This is a genomic window from Paenibacillus sp. Y5S-9 (genome assembly GCF_036894235.1).
GTDB lineage: Bacteria > Bacillota > Bacilli > Paenibacillales > Paenibacillaceae > Paenibacillus.
In genome coordinates this window covers 3,856,356-3,871,431 of the sequence record NZ_CP145887.1, presented here as the reverse complement: position 1 = coordinate 3,871,431, position 15,076 = coordinate 3,856,356, and the positions used below count along the sequence as shown (strand labels likewise).

At 46.8% G+C, this 15,076-nt stretch carries 14 protein-coding genes; 12 read left to right on the top strand and 2 right to left on the bottom strand.

The window, feature by feature from the left end:
* Positions 1-42 precede the first annotated feature (42 nt).
* The 6 genes from V6669_RS17045 (at position 43) to V6669_RS17020 (ending at position 5,841) form a co-directional block, all read left to right on the top strand.
* Positions 43-1,173: an ABC transporter ATP-binding protein gene (locus V6669_RS17045; protein ID WP_338587095.1), complete on the top strand. Its 1,131-nt coding sequence runs from the start codon at positions 43-45 to the stop codon at positions 1,171-1,173.
* Complete coding sequence (locus V6669_RS17040) at positions 1,170-2,087, top strand: ABC transporter permease (protein WP_133385116.1); 918 nt, start codon at positions 1,170-1,172, stop codon at positions 2,085-2,087. The genes V6669_RS17045 and V6669_RS17040 overlap by 4 nt, the downstream gene beginning before the upstream one ends.
* Positions 2,080-2,925, top strand: a complete 846-nt coding sequence (locus V6669_RS17035) for an ABC transporter permease (protein ID WP_338587094.1) — start codon at positions 2,080-2,082, stop codon at positions 2,923-2,925. Before V6669_RS17040 ends, V6669_RS17035 begins: the two co-directional genes overlap by 8 nt.
* On the top strand, positions 2,918-4,135 hold the full coding sequence (locus V6669_RS17030; RefSeq protein ID WP_338587092.1) for a Xaa-Pro peptidase family protein: 1,218 nt from the start codon (positions 2,918-2,920) through the stop codon (positions 4,133-4,135). The genes V6669_RS17035 and V6669_RS17030 overlap by 8 nt, the downstream gene beginning before the upstream one ends.
* 82 nt (positions 4,136-4,217) lie before the next feature.
* Positions 4,218-5,405, top strand: a complete 1,188-nt coding sequence (locus V6669_RS17025; protein WP_338587091.1) for an MFS transporter — start codon at positions 4,218-4,220, stop codon at positions 5,403-5,405.
* Positions 5,406-5,490: 85 nt separating this feature from the next.
* Positions 5,491-5,841 carry a hypothetical protein gene (locus V6669_RS17020; RefSeq protein ID WP_036613800.1) on the top strand — a complete coding sequence of 117 codons (351 nt, stop codon included), beginning with the start codon at positions 5,491-5,493 and terminating at the stop codon, positions 5,839-5,841.
* Between the two features lie 162 nt (positions 5,842-6,003).
* On the opposite strand, the gene V6669_RS17015 is transcribed toward V6669_RS17020, so the two are convergent.
* Positions 6,004-6,630, bottom strand: coding sequence for an FMN-dependent NADH-azoreductase (locus V6669_RS17015; RefSeq protein WP_338587089.1), 627 nt, complete (start codon positions 6,628-6,630; stop codon positions 6,004-6,006).
* Positions 6,631-6,866: 236 nt separating this feature from the next.
* On the opposite strand from V6669_RS17015, the gene V6669_RS17010 reads away from it, so the two are divergent.
* From V6669_RS17010 to V6669_RS16985, 6 genes are all read left to right on the top strand, one after another.
* On the top strand, positions 6,867-7,805 hold the full coding sequence (locus tag V6669_RS17010) for a sugar-binding transcriptional regulator (RefSeq protein WP_062836066.1): 939 nt from the start codon (positions 6,867-6,869) through the stop codon (positions 7,803-7,805).
* Between the two features lie 214 nt (positions 7,806-8,019).
* Entirely contained in the window at positions 8,020-8,670 is a 651-nt protein-coding gene (deoC, locus tag V6669_RS17005) for a deoxyribose-phosphate aldolase (protein WP_076215422.1), read from the top strand.
* 230 nt (positions 8,671-8,900) lie between these two features.
* Positions 8,901-10,091, top strand: a complete 1,191-nt coding sequence (locus V6669_RS17000; protein WP_315935721.1) for a NupC/NupG family nucleoside CNT transporter — start codon at positions 8,901-8,903, stop codon at positions 10,089-10,091.
* Between the two features lie 29 nt (positions 10,092-10,120).
* Positions 10,121-11,299 (top strand): phosphopentomutase, encoded by a 1,179-nt coding sequence (gene deoB / locus V6669_RS16995; RefSeq protein ID WP_338587088.1) that lies wholly within the window; start codon positions 10,121-10,123, stop codon positions 11,297-11,299.
* A 99-nt stretch (positions 11,300-11,398) separates the two neighbouring features.
* Entirely contained in the window at positions 11,399-12,106 is a 708-nt protein-coding gene (deoD, locus tag V6669_RS16990) for a purine-nucleoside phosphorylase (RefSeq protein WP_338587086.1), read from the top strand.
* A gap of 512 nt (positions 12,107-12,618) precedes the next feature.
* Positions 12,619-13,920, top strand: a complete 1,302-nt coding sequence (locus V6669_RS16985) for a pyrimidine-nucleoside phosphorylase (protein WP_150366780.1) — start codon at positions 12,619-12,621, stop codon at positions 13,918-13,920.
* A gap of 123 nt (positions 13,921-14,043) precedes the next feature.
* Here V6669_RS16985 and V6669_RS16980 read toward each other — a convergent pair whose 3' ends face one another.
* Positions 14,044-15,027 carry a TIGR03943 family protein gene (locus tag V6669_RS16980; protein ID WP_338587084.1) on the bottom strand — a complete coding sequence of 328 codons (984 nt, stop codon included), beginning with the start codon at positions 15,025-15,027 and terminating at the stop codon, positions 14,044-14,046.
* Positions 15,028-15,076: the final 49 nt, after the last annotated feature.

The window sequence follows — 15,076 nt, the reverse complement described above, 5'->3', positions numbered from 1 at the left end:
GGGTTCTGCTCTGGACCCGGAATCGATGGGAGGGAATCAGAGATGAGCAGTGGACAAGAGACCATATCCATTGAAACAAAGGAAGTCACGAAGACCTATGGTGAACGAGTCGCCGTTGATCAAGTAACACTGCAAGTGAAAAAGGGAGAATTCGTTTCCTTGCTTGGTCCGAGTGGCTGTGGCAAAACAACACTGCTGCGCATGCTTGGCGGACTTGAGCAACCGGATCAGGGCACCATTATGCTGGGAGGCCGGGATGTTACCGGCATTCCGGCCTATGGACGTAACAGCAACATGATTTTTCAGCAGCTTGCGCTGTTCCCTCATATGGATGTATTCAACAACATTGCGTATGGGCTAAAGGTGAAGAAGTTACCAAAAGCCGATATCCAACGGCAGGTAGGTGAAATGCTTGATCTGGTCCAGCTCGGAGACTATGGCAGGCGTGCTGTATCCGAGTTGTCCGGGGGTCAGGCCCAACGCGTCGCCATTGCTCGCGCACTGATTAACAGACCGGAAGTGCTGCTGCTTGACGAACCTCTCTCTGCATTGGACATGCAGCTGCGTCTCGATATGCAGCGCGAACTGAAACGGATACAGCGTGAATTTGGCGGAACGTTTATCTTTGTAACGCATGATCAGAGCGAAGCCATGAATATGTCTGACCGAATTGGCGTCATGCGCGCCGGAAAGCTGCTTCAATATGCAACCCCTGATGAAATCTATGAAAGACCAGCTGATAGCTTCGTAGCCAAGTTTATTGGAGATACCAATCTCTTTGAGACGGAAGTGTTAGGACATGAGGTGAATGGAATTCGGGTGGAATGCTTCGGCAAGCCATTACTGGTGAAAGTCAGTGATGGAAATGCTGTACCGAAAGCGGGAGCACAACATTCCTTATCGATCCGCAATGAGTATATTCGACTTGGAGAAGATGCAACTCACTGCCTGAACAAGCTGGATGGACATGTGATTGAAGCGGTGTATGGCGGAGCAAATATTCGATACAGTGTGCAAATTGCTGAGGGTTTTCTAGTTCAGGCCAGTATGCTGCATCAGCGGGGAGCTTCACGTTACAGTCCAGGTGAGCTAATACAAATCGGCTTTGACCCAGAGGACGCGCTCTTGTTATCCGAACCCATTGATGACCGTGTACAGGGGGCAAGAATATGAACCGGATCGCGGAACGGATCGTGAATCTGTATTCCTTTGGAAACCGCACATGGGTAACCCGGTTGCTGCTTCTGTTGCCTGCGCTTGCTCTGATGGGCATCGTGTATCTGGGCGGGTTGATGATCTTTGGCAGATATAGCTTTGATATGTATGAGAATGGAAAGCTTATTCGGGGCTGGGATTTAGGAGCTTATCGTGCTTTTCTGTCCGACCCTTATTATTGGAAGTTGATTGGCACAACGTTTCGCATTGCCTTCAAGGTTACGCTATGGAGTCTTCTGCTTGCATATCCGCTGGCCTATTGCATTGCGGGTCTAAAGAAGCCTGGCATGAAGCAATTGTTGCTGCTGCTCACGTTTCTTCCGCTACTGGTCAGTGCAGTTGTGCGTTCTTACGGATGGCAGCTGTTGCTGTCCAAACAGGGTTTCATGAACTGGCTGTTCATCCGGTTGGGGCTTACCGAGGAAGGATTCAGCATGATATACAACGAGACAGGTGTTGTTGTGGCCCTTGTCCATATTTTCCTGCCATTTATGGTCTTTCCGATCCTGAATGTACTGTCCCAAAGTGACGCTTCCTTAAAGGCAGCTGCTCAGGATCTGGGGGCGGGCAGCTGGAGAACTTTCCTAACCATTACCCTGCCTTTATCGGCAAGAGGTATTGCAAGCGGGGTACAGATTGTGTTCACGTTATGCCTCACCGCATTCACCACACCTCAACTGATCGGTGGCGGAAGAGTCATGACACTTCCGGTGTTTATATACCAGCGAACCTTGGACACCAACTGGCCGATGGCTGCGGTTGCCAGCCTGTTTTTACTTGTGTCTTCCATTGTTGTCTCGTTGCTTGTGAATAAAGGAGCAGAAACGTTGATGTTCCGTCGTTCCCGTAAGGGAGGTCAGGCTTATGGTTAAGTCGAATAGGGGCACCAAGCTGTTGCTCTATATCTTTGTGGGTGCCGTAGCGATTTATTTGCTGCTGCCACTGCTGATGATTATGTTGACATCTGTAGGCTCAGGTTCAGCCAGCAAATTCCCGCCAGAAGGTCTGACCTTGAAGTGGTATGCCAATCTGAGTGAGCAGACCCAGTTTCTCGATGCATTCAAGAACAGCCTCATTGCTTCTACAGGGGCGGTTCTGCTGGCGTTGATTACAGGTACACTTGCTGCGCTAGCAATCGTGCAATACCCTTTCCCGGGCTCTGGTATCTTAAGGGCATTTTTTGTATCTCCGATGGTTATGCCGAAAATTACGCTGGGTATCGCATACCTGATTTTATTCTCGAAAATGCATATTGCAGGCGGACTGTTTGCACTTATTTTGGGTGAAGCGGTCATTGTGCTGCCATTTGTGCTCACTCTTGTGGGCAGTGCGTTAGCCAATCTGCACCCGGCTCATCGGGAAGCTGCCGCGGACCTTGGCGCAGGGCCGATGCGTATTTTTTTTACGATTACACTTCCACAGCTCCGACTATCCCTGCTTCTGTCAGGGTCAATCGCTTTTGTCTTCACTTTCGATCAGGTTGAGGCTGCACTGCTGTTGCTCCGTCAGGACAGCTACACGTTGCCCATACAGCTATTCCTGTATATGGAGAAATGGCAGGACCCAACGATTGCCGTGGTGTCTGTAGTTCTGATCGCTTTTGCGCTGGCTCTGTTTATGACGATTAAACTAGTGCTGCGCTCTGTACCAGGACTTGAGAGTTTGTTTGGTCGCAGGAAAACAAAAGGAGGTCTGGATCAAAATGAATAATTCACAGCATCTATCCCATAGCTCAGGTCTGAACCGGGACCGGGCGGAAGAAGTGATGAAAGCTCAGGGGCTAAGCGCCCTGATCGCAACTACTCCGGAGAACATTCATTATGTCATCGGTTCCCAGCTGCGTGCAAGCAATTGGACGATGCAGATTTATGCTATTTTACCTGCCGACAGATCTGCTAAGCCGTGTATCGTCATTCCGACGAATCGGTTGGGCGTTGTGGCCCAGTTCGGTATTACGGGGGTAGATATATTTGCCTACAGCGATTTCTTCGTGGAAGGTTCAATTGAAGGCAAACCTTCCACTGACGACATTGATCTGTTCTATTCTCTCCTGCAAACAACGGTTATTCATCCAGGTCCGGCAGAAGCACTCAAGGCAGCATTAAAACAGCTTGAGATCGAAGATCAGCCGATTGGAATCGATGAGATGCGGATTGCACCCGACATTCTGACGAGAATCAAGGAGGAGGTTCCTGACAGACCGGTAATACCCGCATATAAGTTGTTCCGAGAAATCCGCCTGGTTAAGACACCTTTTGAAATCGAGCAACTGCGTCAGGCTGCCCAATTAAATGAACGGATTGAGCAGGAACTAATTGACCTGATTGCCGCAGGTGTTCATGAGAAGCAACTTGCCGATCATTATCGTATGGCTGTGATGAGAGCAGGTGGAACTCCCGCAATGACAGCGGTAGGGGCAGGGCCACGTAGTGCGTTGCCACTCATTGAAAATTATTTTCATACGATTGAGACCGGAGATCAGGTTCGTTTCGACCTCTGCCTGCAGCTGGAAGGATACTGGGGAGATACGGGCCGCACGGTTGTTGCAGGGGAGCCTACCGCTTGGATGATAAAACATTTTGCTGCAGTCAAAAGTGGATGGGAGACGGCACTTGAAACCGTGCGCCCTGGAGTCAGGGCGTCGGAAGTATTCCATGCGGCAGTGTCTCGTGTGCAGCGTGAGGGAATTCCGCATTATCGACGTCAGCATGTCGGACATGCCATCGGGTTGGAACTGTACGATGATATGACGCTCTCTCCTGGTGACCATCGCGTACTGGAGCCCGGTATGGTGTTATGTGTGGAGGTGCCTTATTACGAGCTTGGTGCAGGTGGATTCCAAATCGAGGACACCGTTGTTGTAACGCCAGATGGTTATGAGTTTCTGACCCATATGGAGCGGAAACTGTTCACTAAATAACGATAAATGGAAGGCTTCACTGACCGGCGATCAGGCCACAGCCGATCCAAGAAGCTTTCTTACCGAGAAAGTTGGAACATCCATGATTCAGCAGGGAACTAAGACGTTTCGTAACATTAGCCTTGCATTGTTCGCCGGAGGTTTTGTCACTTTTGCTTTGCTCTACAGTCTGCAACCCCTGATGCCTGACATTAGCGATACATTTTCCATTACACCGGCACACGCCAGTCTTACGTTATCGGTAACAACGATCGCCATGGCACTGACGATGCTGTTCATCGGGTCTTTGTCTGATTCTGTGGGCAGACGTTTTATTATGACAGCGGCGCTGGTGATATCCTCTGTGATTGCTTTGCTGAGTGCGTTCAGCTCGGGATATACGGAACTTCTTCTGCTTCGTATTCTTCAGGGGGTGGCACTCGCAGGGTTGCCAGCGATAGCCATGACATATCTGTCAGAAGAAATTGAACCTAGAAGTCTTGGTTATGCCATGGGCCTATATATCAGTGGCAATTCGATAGGAGGCATGGCTGGCCGTTTCATCAGCGGTGTGGTGACAGATTGGTTCAGTTGGCGCGCTGCTGTGGGTTTCATTGGTATTCTTGGACTGTGTGCAGCAGTTGTTTTTTGGCTTGTCATCCCGCCATCCCGTCATTTTGTCAAAGCTGCACCCGGATTCAAAAATCCAATACCTCTTTTGTGGTCACAATGTCGCAATCCAAGGCTGTTATGCCTGTATGGACTCGGTTTTCTCCTGATGGGGGGGTTCGTAACCCTGTTCAACTATATCGGTTTTGAATTAACGGGAGAACCCTATCAACTTAGCCAGTCCATCGTTGGGAGTCTTTTTGTGGTGTATCTGATGGGTACAGTGAGCAGTACCTGGATGGGCAGGCTTGCCGATCGTTACGGTAGATCACATGTGCTTGGAATCGCGCTGGGCATTATTCTGGCGGGTGCAGTCTGTACCGTTCATCCAGCGCTTTGGGTCAAAATTATCGGACTTGCCCTGTTTGCCTTTGGTTTCTTTGGTGGTCATTCCATCGCAAGCAGTTGGGTTGGACTCGTGGCTAATCAGCACAAATCCCAGGCCAATGCGTTATATTTATTTTTCTACTATCTTGGTTCAAGCGTAAGTGGAACAGGAGGTGGACTACTTTACAGTCATCTAGGATGGATAGGCATTGTGGGGATGATCGGTGTATATGTTTTGATCGGTTTTGTCTTGTGTAATTTGCTTGTTCACAGGTTGAAGGGACAGGTTACATAAATCAACTTTTTCCGACAGCTATTGCATATCCTGAAATACCGAGTATAATACTTGGTAAATAGACGAAAAGGGGATGCAATAAACGATGAAAACACATGCTGAATTGAACTCACTTCTTGTTGACGATTATCTGGATCTCCTGAACATTGCGAAACAGCTAGGTGATGACGAATGGAAAGATGCTATTCTGCAAGCATTGAAGGAAGAAGTCGACGCGAATCATCATCTGGATTCTAAAGAGGTAAGACAGGATTTATGGATTCAATTTGAAGGCATCAATGAACAAATGCATGATCTGTTAATGCAACTGAAGCATGCTGACAGTCCTGAGGAGAAAGAGCAGATTATTGAAATGATCTGGGGATTAAAAGTGGACCGTCATGCGATCACACGTAAACTTGAAACCATGAGCCGTGCCAGCGCTGGACATCAATAAGCTCTAGGTTGATTATACATTGAAAACCCGCGTGTTTCCTGGGATTATCCCCAAGGTCGCACGCGGGTTTTATTTTTGCTCTAATTTAATTGTTTACTACACTGCTAATGATGCCACTAGGCATCATTCGTAATCAAAAGCGGACTTTTTGAACTACCTCTCTTAAAACTGTTTTGCGAAAGTGCGTGCTTGCTCTATAGCCTGTTGCTTGATTTCATCCGCTCGATCTTTATACTGGTTATGCCCCTCAACAAAAATGCCATCAAGCTTCGGCACGCCAAGGAAAGACATGATAATACTCAGATAACGATGACCGGATTCCATCTGAGCCGCTGGGCCTTCGGAATAAATGCCACCGCGAGCCTGAATATGCAACGCTTTTTTGTCGGACAACAGTCCAATAGGACCTTGTTCGGTATAACGAAATGTTTTGCCAGCTACGCAGATCGAGTCGACATAAGCCTTCAGAATTGGAGGGAACGAGAAGTTCCACATTGGGGTTACAAAAACATATTTATCTGCTGAGGCAAATTGATCCGACAGTTTATTCAAACGGCTAACTTTGGTCTGTTCTTCGGCAGTCAGATCACTGCCCGATTGCAGTTTGCCCCAACCACTGAAGACATCCGCGTCGATATGCGGAATATCCGAACGATACAGATCGAGGTGAACAACCTCATCAGAAGGGTGACTTTCACGATAAGCATCAATAAATGCTTTGCCCGTAGCCATGCTGAAGGAGGTTTCATGATCATGAGGATGGGCAGTAATATACAATAAGGTAGACATACAATTCTTCCTCTCTGTGCGATTAATGGGGTGAAGCATTCTTGGCAACGATGAAGCGACCGCAGTAGTATGCATCGTTTCTCCCGTTTTATACGTCAGAAAGGGATATGAATGGATTGATCATGATACTGAATTGGATGCTATGTAGTGACCAGATACTCAATCCATGTATAATATACAGGACGAGTATTTATTTTCCAAAGACAATAGGATGAGTGAGATGAGCGCACATGGGAATGGACCTGGAGAAGCAACGATTAAGCATTGAAGCAGCGAAATTGTATTATCAGTCCGATTATAGCCAGCAGGATATCGCCGCAAGGTTGGGCGTGTCGCGTCCAACCGTATCAAGGTTACTTCAGTACGCCAAAGATCGCGGATACGTCCGGATTGAAATTATGGACCCGCTGGAGGATATCGATATCATTGCCGGAGAACTTAAGTCGAAATATGATCTGGATACGGCACTTGTGTGTTTTGCCCCGTTGAAGAGTGATGAGGAAATACAGAAGCATATCAGCAAACGAGCAGCGGATTATCTTCAGGAGACGGTTCAGGATGCAGATATCATTGGGGTGACCTGGGGGACAACCATGCATGCTGTAGCACGTCAACTTCGTCCGAAGCAGGTTAAAGGTGTCGAAGTCGTGCAATTGAAGGGGGGCGTAAGCCACTCCCATGTCAATACGTATGCCGCTGAGATTGTTCATTTGTTCGCTGAGGCATTCCATACGGTACCAAGGTATCTGCCACTGCCTGTTATCTTCGACAACATTGAAGTAAAAAACATGGTGGAAGCGGATCGACATATCGGCAGAATCGTGGAACTTGGCAGACAGGCCAACATTGCTTTGTTTACCGTGGGTACTGTGAAGGAAGATGCATTATTGTTCAGGCTCGGTTACTTCAATGAAGAAGAGCAACAATTGCTGATGAACTCCGGTGCAGGTGACATTTGTTCACGCTTTTTCGACGCGGAAGGTCAGTTGATCAGTGAAGAGATTAACAGCAGAACCGTTGGAATTGATCTAGCCGAGTTGAGAAATAAGGAAAAATCAATCCTAGTCGCCGGGGGACAACGCAAAATTGAAGCCATTCACGCCGCGCTTAAAGGTCATTATGCCAATATTCTGGTTACGGATCAGTACACAGCACAGGCATTACTGCGATTCTAATTTCAAATGGATATGGATGACAACATCTGCCACGCAAAAAGGGCGGATGTTTTGCTTTGTTAGGCAGAAAATAGAACGAAGCAAGAACTGTAAGTTGAATCGCGAACAAAAGTTCAAGTTGCTTTTTACATATGTTCATGTTAGTGTAAGTGTATAGAAAATAACTAGTTCAGATAAGGGAGAGATTCAATTGACTACACCACAATTAGCTAAAATGATCGACCATACGTTGCTTCGTGCGGACGCAACGCAAAGTGAAATGGCCAAGTTAACCGAAGAAGCAAAGCAATATCAGTTTGCTTCCGTATGTGTTAACCCAGGCTGGGTTGCTTATGCTGCTGAGCAGTTGCAGGGTTCTGGCGTAGATATCTGCACCGTTATTGGTTTCCCTCTGGGAGCATCTACATCGGAGACAAAAGCTTTCGAAACGAAAGATGCGATTGCTAAAGGTGCAACTGAAGTCGATATGGTCATCAACATCAGTGCTTTAAAAGATGGCAAAGATGATTTCGTTGAACAAGATATTCGTGCTGTTGTTGAAGCGGCTGCGGGTAAAGCTTTGGTGAAAGTTATTATTGAAACTTGTCTGTTGACGGATGAAGAGAAAGTACGTGCTTGTCAGGCAGCTGTGCGTGCTGGAGCTGATTTTGTTAAAACTTCTACAGGTTTCTCCACAGGTGGAGCAACGCCAGAAGATATCGCTTTGATGCGTCGTACTGTAGGTCCTGATGTTGGCGTTAAAGCTTCCGGTGGCGTACGTAGCCTGGAAGATATGCAGAAAATGATCGAAGCGGGTGCAACTCGGATCGGTGCAAGTTCTGGCGTGAAGATTATGCAGGGTGGTCAGTCTACATCTTCTTATTAAGCAAAAGCATCTTATCAAGAAAAAGCTTAATAAATAAAAGTAATGTTATATTCTCTGTACTTGGGCGTTCGACTCAGGTACAGGGAATACAACTTACACTTATATTTTAATTAACGGAACTTATTGTAAGCGCTTCATAAGTTTTCTGAAAGATTACTGATAAAAATGCTTAAGAACCCTTTGAGCTGAATTTCCACATCCGGCTTAACTACCTTCAAAGGAGAGATCAAATGAAATTTCTAATTGCCCTTCTTGGTTTACTCGTTGTTTTTGGACTGGCTTATATCGCAAGCAACGGTAAAAAGAAGATTCGTTACCGACCACTGGTCGTTATGGTTGTTTTACAGGTGATCCTGGCGTATGCCTTGCTGAATACAGGGGTTGGGACATGGTTGATTGGTGGCTTCGCGTCCGTATTTAAAAGTTTGCTTGATTATGCGAATGAAGGAATTGCGTTTGTATTTGGTGATTTGACCACCGTAGGTGCAGATACCGTAGGGACACCGTTTTTCCTCAGCGTATTGATGCCGATTGTTGTCATCTCTGCACTCATTGGGATATTGCAGTATATCCGAATCTTACCTTTTGTTATAAAATATATTGGTCTGGTATTAAGCAAAATCAACGGAATGGGCAAACTGGAATCATATAACGCGGTTGCTTCGGCTGTATTGGGGCAATCTGAAGTGTTCATTTCTGTGAAAAAACAAATTGGGTTGTTGCCAAAACATCGGCTGTACACCTTGTGTGCCTCGGCGATGTCCACGGTATCGATGTCGATTGTCGGTGCCTATATGTCCATGATTGATCCGAAATATGTGGTTACGGCACTTGTGCTAAACCTGTTTGGCGGTTTTATCATTGCTTCCATTGTGAATCCTTATGAGGTTACAGAGGAAGAAGATATATTGGAAGTACAGGAAGAGGAAAAACAGTCCTTCTTCGAAATGCTCGGCGAATACATCCTGGATGGATTCAAAGTTGCCATCATCGTAGCTGCGATGTTAATCGGTTTTGTTGCCTTGATTGCACTTGTTAACGGAATTTTCAGCGCGGTGCTTGGTATTTCGTTCCAGGAACTGCTTGGTTATGTGTTTGCACCATTAGCCTTTATTATGGGTGTTCCTTGGAAAGAAGCGATTCAGGCGGGAAGTATTATGGCAACCAAAATGGTATCCAACGAATTCGTTGCCATGCTTGCTTTAGCGAAGGAGACCTTATTGTCTGCCAGAACAACAGGGATCGTATCCGTCTTCCTCGTATCGTTCGCTAACTTCTCTTCCATCGGTATTATTGCCGGTGCGGTGAAGGGACTTCATGAGAAACAAGGTAATGTGGTAGCCCGCTTCGGTCTGAAACTGCTTTACGGTGCATCGCTTGTCAGTGTATTGTCAGCGATCATCGCCGGACTGTTCTTGTAAACCGGATTATTGGAAGGAGTGCTTAGGTTATGTCAACATTCAAAAGAGTACATCTGATCGTTATGGATTCTGTAGGGATCGGCGAAGCGCCGGATGCAGCAGAATTTGATGATTTTGATGTAGATACCTTCGGTCACATTGCACGTGAACGCGGAGGTCTGAACATGCCTCACATGGCCAGTCTCGGACTGTCCAACATCAAAGAAATCGAGGGTGTCCCTGTAGCGGATGCACCTAAAGCGTATTACACCAAGATGCAGGAAGCATCCAGAGGCAAAGACACAATGACAGGTCACTGGGAGCTGATGGGTCTTTACATTGATACACCTTTCCGTGTGTTCGAGAACGGTTTTCCCGATGAGTTGATTCAGCGCATTGAAGAGAAAACGGGCCGCAAAGTAATTGGTAACAAACCGGCCAGCGGCACGGAAATTCTGGATGAGCTGGGTGCAGAGCATGTTGAAACAGGCGCGCTCATCGTGTACACATCCGCGGATTCGGTTCTGCAAATTGCAGCACATGAGGACGTTGTCCCATTGAAGGAACTGTATGAAATCTGTGAGTTCTGCCGTGAAATTACACTTGAAGATCCGTATATGCTCGGCCGCATTATTGCACGTCCATTTGTAGGTGAAGCGGGTAACTGGAAACGTACTGCGAATCGTCATGACTATGCGCTCAAACCTTTTGGTCGTACGGTTATGAATGAACTGCAAGATGGCGGATTTGATGTGATTGCTTTGGGTAAAATCGCAGATATCTATGATGGAGAAGGTGTGACCAAGGCTGTTCGTACCGTCTCCAACATGGATGGTATGGACAAGTTGTCCGAAACGATGGATGAAGAGTTCACTGGACTCAGCTTCCTGAACCTGGTTGATTTTGATGCCCTGTACGGTCACCGTCGTGATCCGCAAGGTTATGCTCAGGCACTTGAAGACTATGATGCACGGCTGCCAGAGATTTTTGCCAAAATGACCAATGATGACCTGCTGCTGATCACAGCTGACCATGGTAACGATCCAACATACCGAGGTACAGACCATACACGTGAATATGTACCACTGCTTGCCTACTCTCCGCGCTTCAGCGAGGGCAAAAAGCTTGATCTGCGCAGCACATTTGCTGATCTTGGTGCAACCGTAGCCGAGAACTTTGGAGTGAAAATGCCGGAACATGGCACCAGCTTCCTGAAGGATTTGAAATAAGTTTTTTTTGAAAACGGGATAGGGGATGTCGGAGTAGCTGTGGCTGCTCCGCTCCTTCCATCATAATAGACTAAATGTATAACTGGAGGAGATTCATTCATGAGTACACATATTGGAGCAAAACCCGGAGATATCGCAGAAACGATCCTTTTGCCAGGAGACCCATTGCGCGCGAAGTATATTGCAGATACTTACCTTGAAGATGTTGTATGTTACAACGAGGTTCGTGGAATGCTCGGTTACACAGGTACATATCAAGGACACCGGATTTCGGTGCAAGGTTCAGGGATGGGTATTCCGTCCTTCGCAATCTATGCCAACGAATTGATCAGCGAATATGGCGTGAAAAACCTGATTCGTGTAGGTACTTGTGGCGGTATGCAGGAGCATGTACGTGTACGTGACGTCATCCTTGCACAAGCAGCATGTACAGATTCCAGCATGAACAAACACGTATTCGGTGGATATGACTTCTCACCAATCGCTACGTTCTCCCTGCTGAAAGAAGCATATGACCGTGCAACAGCTAAAGGCATGAAGATTCATGTCGGTAACGTGTTCAGCTCCGATTCTTTCTATCGCGATGACCGTTCAGTAACTGAGAAATTGATGAAACACGGCGTACTGGGCGTAGAGATGGAAACAACAGCATTGTACACCATCGCTGCCAAGTTTGGTGTTAACGCACTGACCATCCTGACGGTAAGTGACCACTTGCTGACAGGCGAAGAAACATCTGCCGAAGAGCGTCAAAAAACGTTCAACGACATGATGGTAGTTGCCCTGGACACAGCAGTTACATTGTAATTATTGCATTTTATATTCAATAATCATTTGATGTGGATCGAAACTTTTGTTTGAAGCACGGAGTGAAGGAACCGGAATCGATTCTGAAGAAGCGAAGCGTTCGCCTAAAAGCTTTCTGAAAGAAAGCTGCTTCGGAGGGATATGCTGTCTCCGAGTTTTCTCCATTGCCAAATGGATCAAAAAACTTGGAGATAACAGCGCGATCAAAAGAACGATCCGGAGCCGGAACGAATTAACATCAAAATGGTGTATAAGATGACAACGGATGTTCTTGTATTTTATATACAATAATCATTTGATTTTAATCGAAACTTTTGTTTGAAGCACGGAGTGAAGGACCCGGAATCGATTCTGAAGAAGCGAAGCGTTCGCCTTTGTCTCCGAGTTTTCTCCATCGCAAATGGAATCAGAAAAACTTGGAGACAACAGCGATCAAAAGAACGATTCGGAGCCGGAACGAATGGTGCACAAAGTGTTCTATACAACCAATACACACACAAGGAGAGATCATCATGAGAATGGTAGACATTATTGCCAAGAAACGCGACGGAAAAGAACTGACAACAGCTGAGATTGATTTTGTTGTTCAAGGATACACACAAGGAGAGATCCCGGACTATCAAGTCAGCGCTTGGGCGATGGCGGTATTCTTTAAAGATATGACAGACAAGGAACGCGCCGATCTCACTATGTCCATGGTGAATTCCGGTGAAACGATTGACCTGTCCGCTATCGAAGGTATCAAAGTAGACAAGCACTCCACAGGAGGAGTGGGCGATACAACAACACTGGTACTGGCTCCGCTTGTTGCTGCGCTGGATGTACCTGTTGCCAAAATGTCCGGACGTGGACTTGGTCACACGGGTGGTACAACAGACAAGCTGGAATCCGTTGCTGGTTTCCACGTAGAACTTGAAAAAGAAGAGTTCATTCGTCTAGTAAACGAACACAAGGTTGCAGTTATTGGACAAAGTGGTAACCTTACGCCTGCAGACAAAAAGCTCTATGCACTGCGTGACGTAACAGCTACCGTTAACTCCATCCCACTGATCGCCAGCTCCATCATGAGTAAGAAAATTGCAGCAGGTGCTGATGCAATCGTATTGGATGTTAAAACGGGTGCTGGTGCATTCATGAAAACAACGGAAGATGCTAAAGAATTGGCACATGCCATGGTAAGCATCGGTAACAATGTTGGCCGTAAAACGATGGCTGTTATCTCCGATATGTCTCAACCACTGGGTCTGGCGATTGGTAACGCGCTTGAAGTGAAAGAAGCCATCCTCACCCTGCAAGGTAAAGGTCCAAAAGATCTGGAAGAACTGTGTCTGGCACTTGGACGTCAGATGGTATTCCTTGCTGGCAAGGCAGATTCCTTGGAGCACGCTGAGGAGAAATTGAAAGAAGTGATCCAGAACGGTAAAGCACTGGAGAAATTCAAAGATTTCTTGGCAAACCAAGGCGGAGACGCTTCGGTTGTGGATCATCCAGATCGTTTGCCACAAGCACAATATCTGGTTGAAGTCCCAGCAGACAAAGACGGCTATGTTGCCGGAATCGTCGCTGACGAAATCGGAACTGCAGCAATGCTGCTCGGCGCAGGCCGTGCAACAAAAGAGTCCGAGATTGATCTCGCTGTTGGTCTGATGTTGAACAAAAAAGTGGGTGACCCAGTCAAAGCTGGTGAGTCCCTCGTAACGATTCATGCCAATCGTGAAGACGTAACAGACGTCATCGCGAAGATCAAAGAAAACATTACAATTGCGGATCATGCCGATGCTCCTGTATTGGTTCATGATATCGTAACGGAATAATACAATCAGAGCATACGAGATGTAATCTCATGTCTGACTGAACATGAAAGCCCCAAAGCGATGTAATCCATAGCTTTGGGGCTTTTTGTCGTTGAAAAGTACGCTGTTAGTTATTGCGAGCAACTACGGGCTCTTTATTTTCTCATACGCCATCACTGAGTCCGCATTGGTATAAATATAAGGCGTGGATGGCTCAGCTACACGTGTCACCTTTGTTGCCCGAATTTCAATCGTATCCTTACCATTCACCTGTGCTGAGCCGATGCTGCCATCGATTTGCACCCAGCTATCTGTAGGGAAGTTATCCGCTTCTGGAATGTGAATCATCACGCCAAAGGGAGCCGCATCCGCGGGGCAACACATGACGAGAAATCGTCCCAGTGCAAAATGTGATTCATGGTCCATGCTTTTGTCCCGATAAACGAACCCGGTTAAGGAGATATCTTTGCCTGCAAATTGTCGCTGGAACATATCAATCGTGCCGAGGGTTTCAGAGAAAATTTCAGGATAGACTCGAATGACCTGTTCTGCATACAACTTCTCCGCCAGTTCAGCGAATTCGCGGCTATACTCGTCTGGGGGAATGAACTGTACTTTGGTGGCCGATGCAGGCTGAACGGTCGTTGGTTTTTGCGTGAGATCTTGTACATTCAATTGCGTTGCCGGATCAGGTAAAGGCTCTTTGCGACGAATCTCGGGAGGGGCATAGGTGAGAGACATTCCTTTCTGACTGGCCATGGAGCTGCCGAGCGCCCGATCAGGTAACAAAAATCCTAGCAACAAGGGTATGGCAATCAGACCATATACCATTGAACTGCGAAGGAACCCTGAGGGTGGTGGATGTTCACAGTCGCAATGAACCTCGTTTCTGCCGAACAGTCCATGCCAGGCCATGATAACAGCTATAAACAATAAGGGAACAGGGCAGCATAACAGCAGTTTTTGCATGGTAGGAGCCAAATAATAATGAAGCGAATCACTTGAATTCAAATGAATAATGTATACCGCAAGACCGCCGATCCAGACCGCACGGATCAGGTTATGCCATTGAATGATGTGTGACCTTGGAACAGGAGGTTTGGTCATCGTATAGATAGTGTGGTTCATATCATCACCTCATTTCTATTAATCATCAGGATGAAAGTTCATAGGATTA

Excerpts from the sequence above, each read along its gene's own strand:
- V6669_RS17045 (WP_338587095.1), top strand. The coding sequence starts at position 43 with ATGAGCAGTGGACAAGAGACCATATCCATTGAAACAAAGGAAGTCACG.
- V6669_RS17040 (WP_133385116.1), top strand. The coding sequence starts at position 1,170 with ATGAACCGGATCGCGGAACGGATCGTGAATCTGTATTCCTTTGGAAAC.
- V6669_RS17035 (WP_338587094.1), top strand. The coding sequence starts at position 2,080 with ATGGTTAAGTCGAATAGGGGCACCAAGCTGTTGCTCTATATCTTTGTG.
- V6669_RS17030 (WP_338587092.1), top strand. The coding sequence starts at position 2,918 with ATGAATAATTCACAGCATCTATCCCATAGCTCAGGTCTGAACCGGGAC.
- V6669_RS17025 (WP_338587091.1), top strand. The coding sequence starts at position 4,218 with ATGATTCAGCAGGGAACTAAGACGTTTCGTAACATTAGCCTTGCATTG.
- V6669_RS17020 (WP_036613800.1), top strand. The coding sequence starts at position 5,491 with ATGAAAACACATGCTGAATTGAACTCACTTCTTGTTGACGATTATCTG.
- V6669_RS17015 (WP_338587089.1), bottom strand. The coding sequence starts at position 6,630 with ATGTCTACCTTATTGTATATTACTGCCCATCCTCATGATCATGAAACC.
- V6669_RS17010 (WP_062836066.1), top strand. The coding sequence starts at position 6,867 with ATGGACCTGGAGAAGCAACGATTAAGCATTGAAGCAGCGAAATTGTAT.
- deoC (WP_076215422.1), top strand. The coding sequence starts at position 8,020 with ATGATCGACCATACGTTGCTTCGTGCGGACGCAACGCAAAGTGAAATG.
- V6669_RS17000 (WP_315935721.1), top strand. The coding sequence starts at position 8,901 with ATGAAATTTCTAATTGCCCTTCTTGGTTTACTCGTTGTTTTTGGACTG.
- deoB (WP_338587088.1), top strand. The coding sequence starts at position 10,121 with ATGTCAACATTCAAAAGAGTACATCTGATCGTTATGGATTCTGTAGGG.
- deoD (WP_338587086.1), top strand. The coding sequence starts at position 11,399 with ATGAGTACACATATTGGAGCAAAACCCGGAGATATCGCAGAAACGATC.
- V6669_RS16985 (WP_150366780.1), top strand. The coding sequence starts at position 12,619 with ATGAGAATGGTAGACATTATTGCCAAGAAACGCGACGGAAAAGAACTG.
- V6669_RS16980 (WP_338587084.1), bottom strand. The coding sequence starts at position 15,027 with ATGAACCACACTATCTATACGATGACCAAACCTCCTGTTCCAAGGTCA.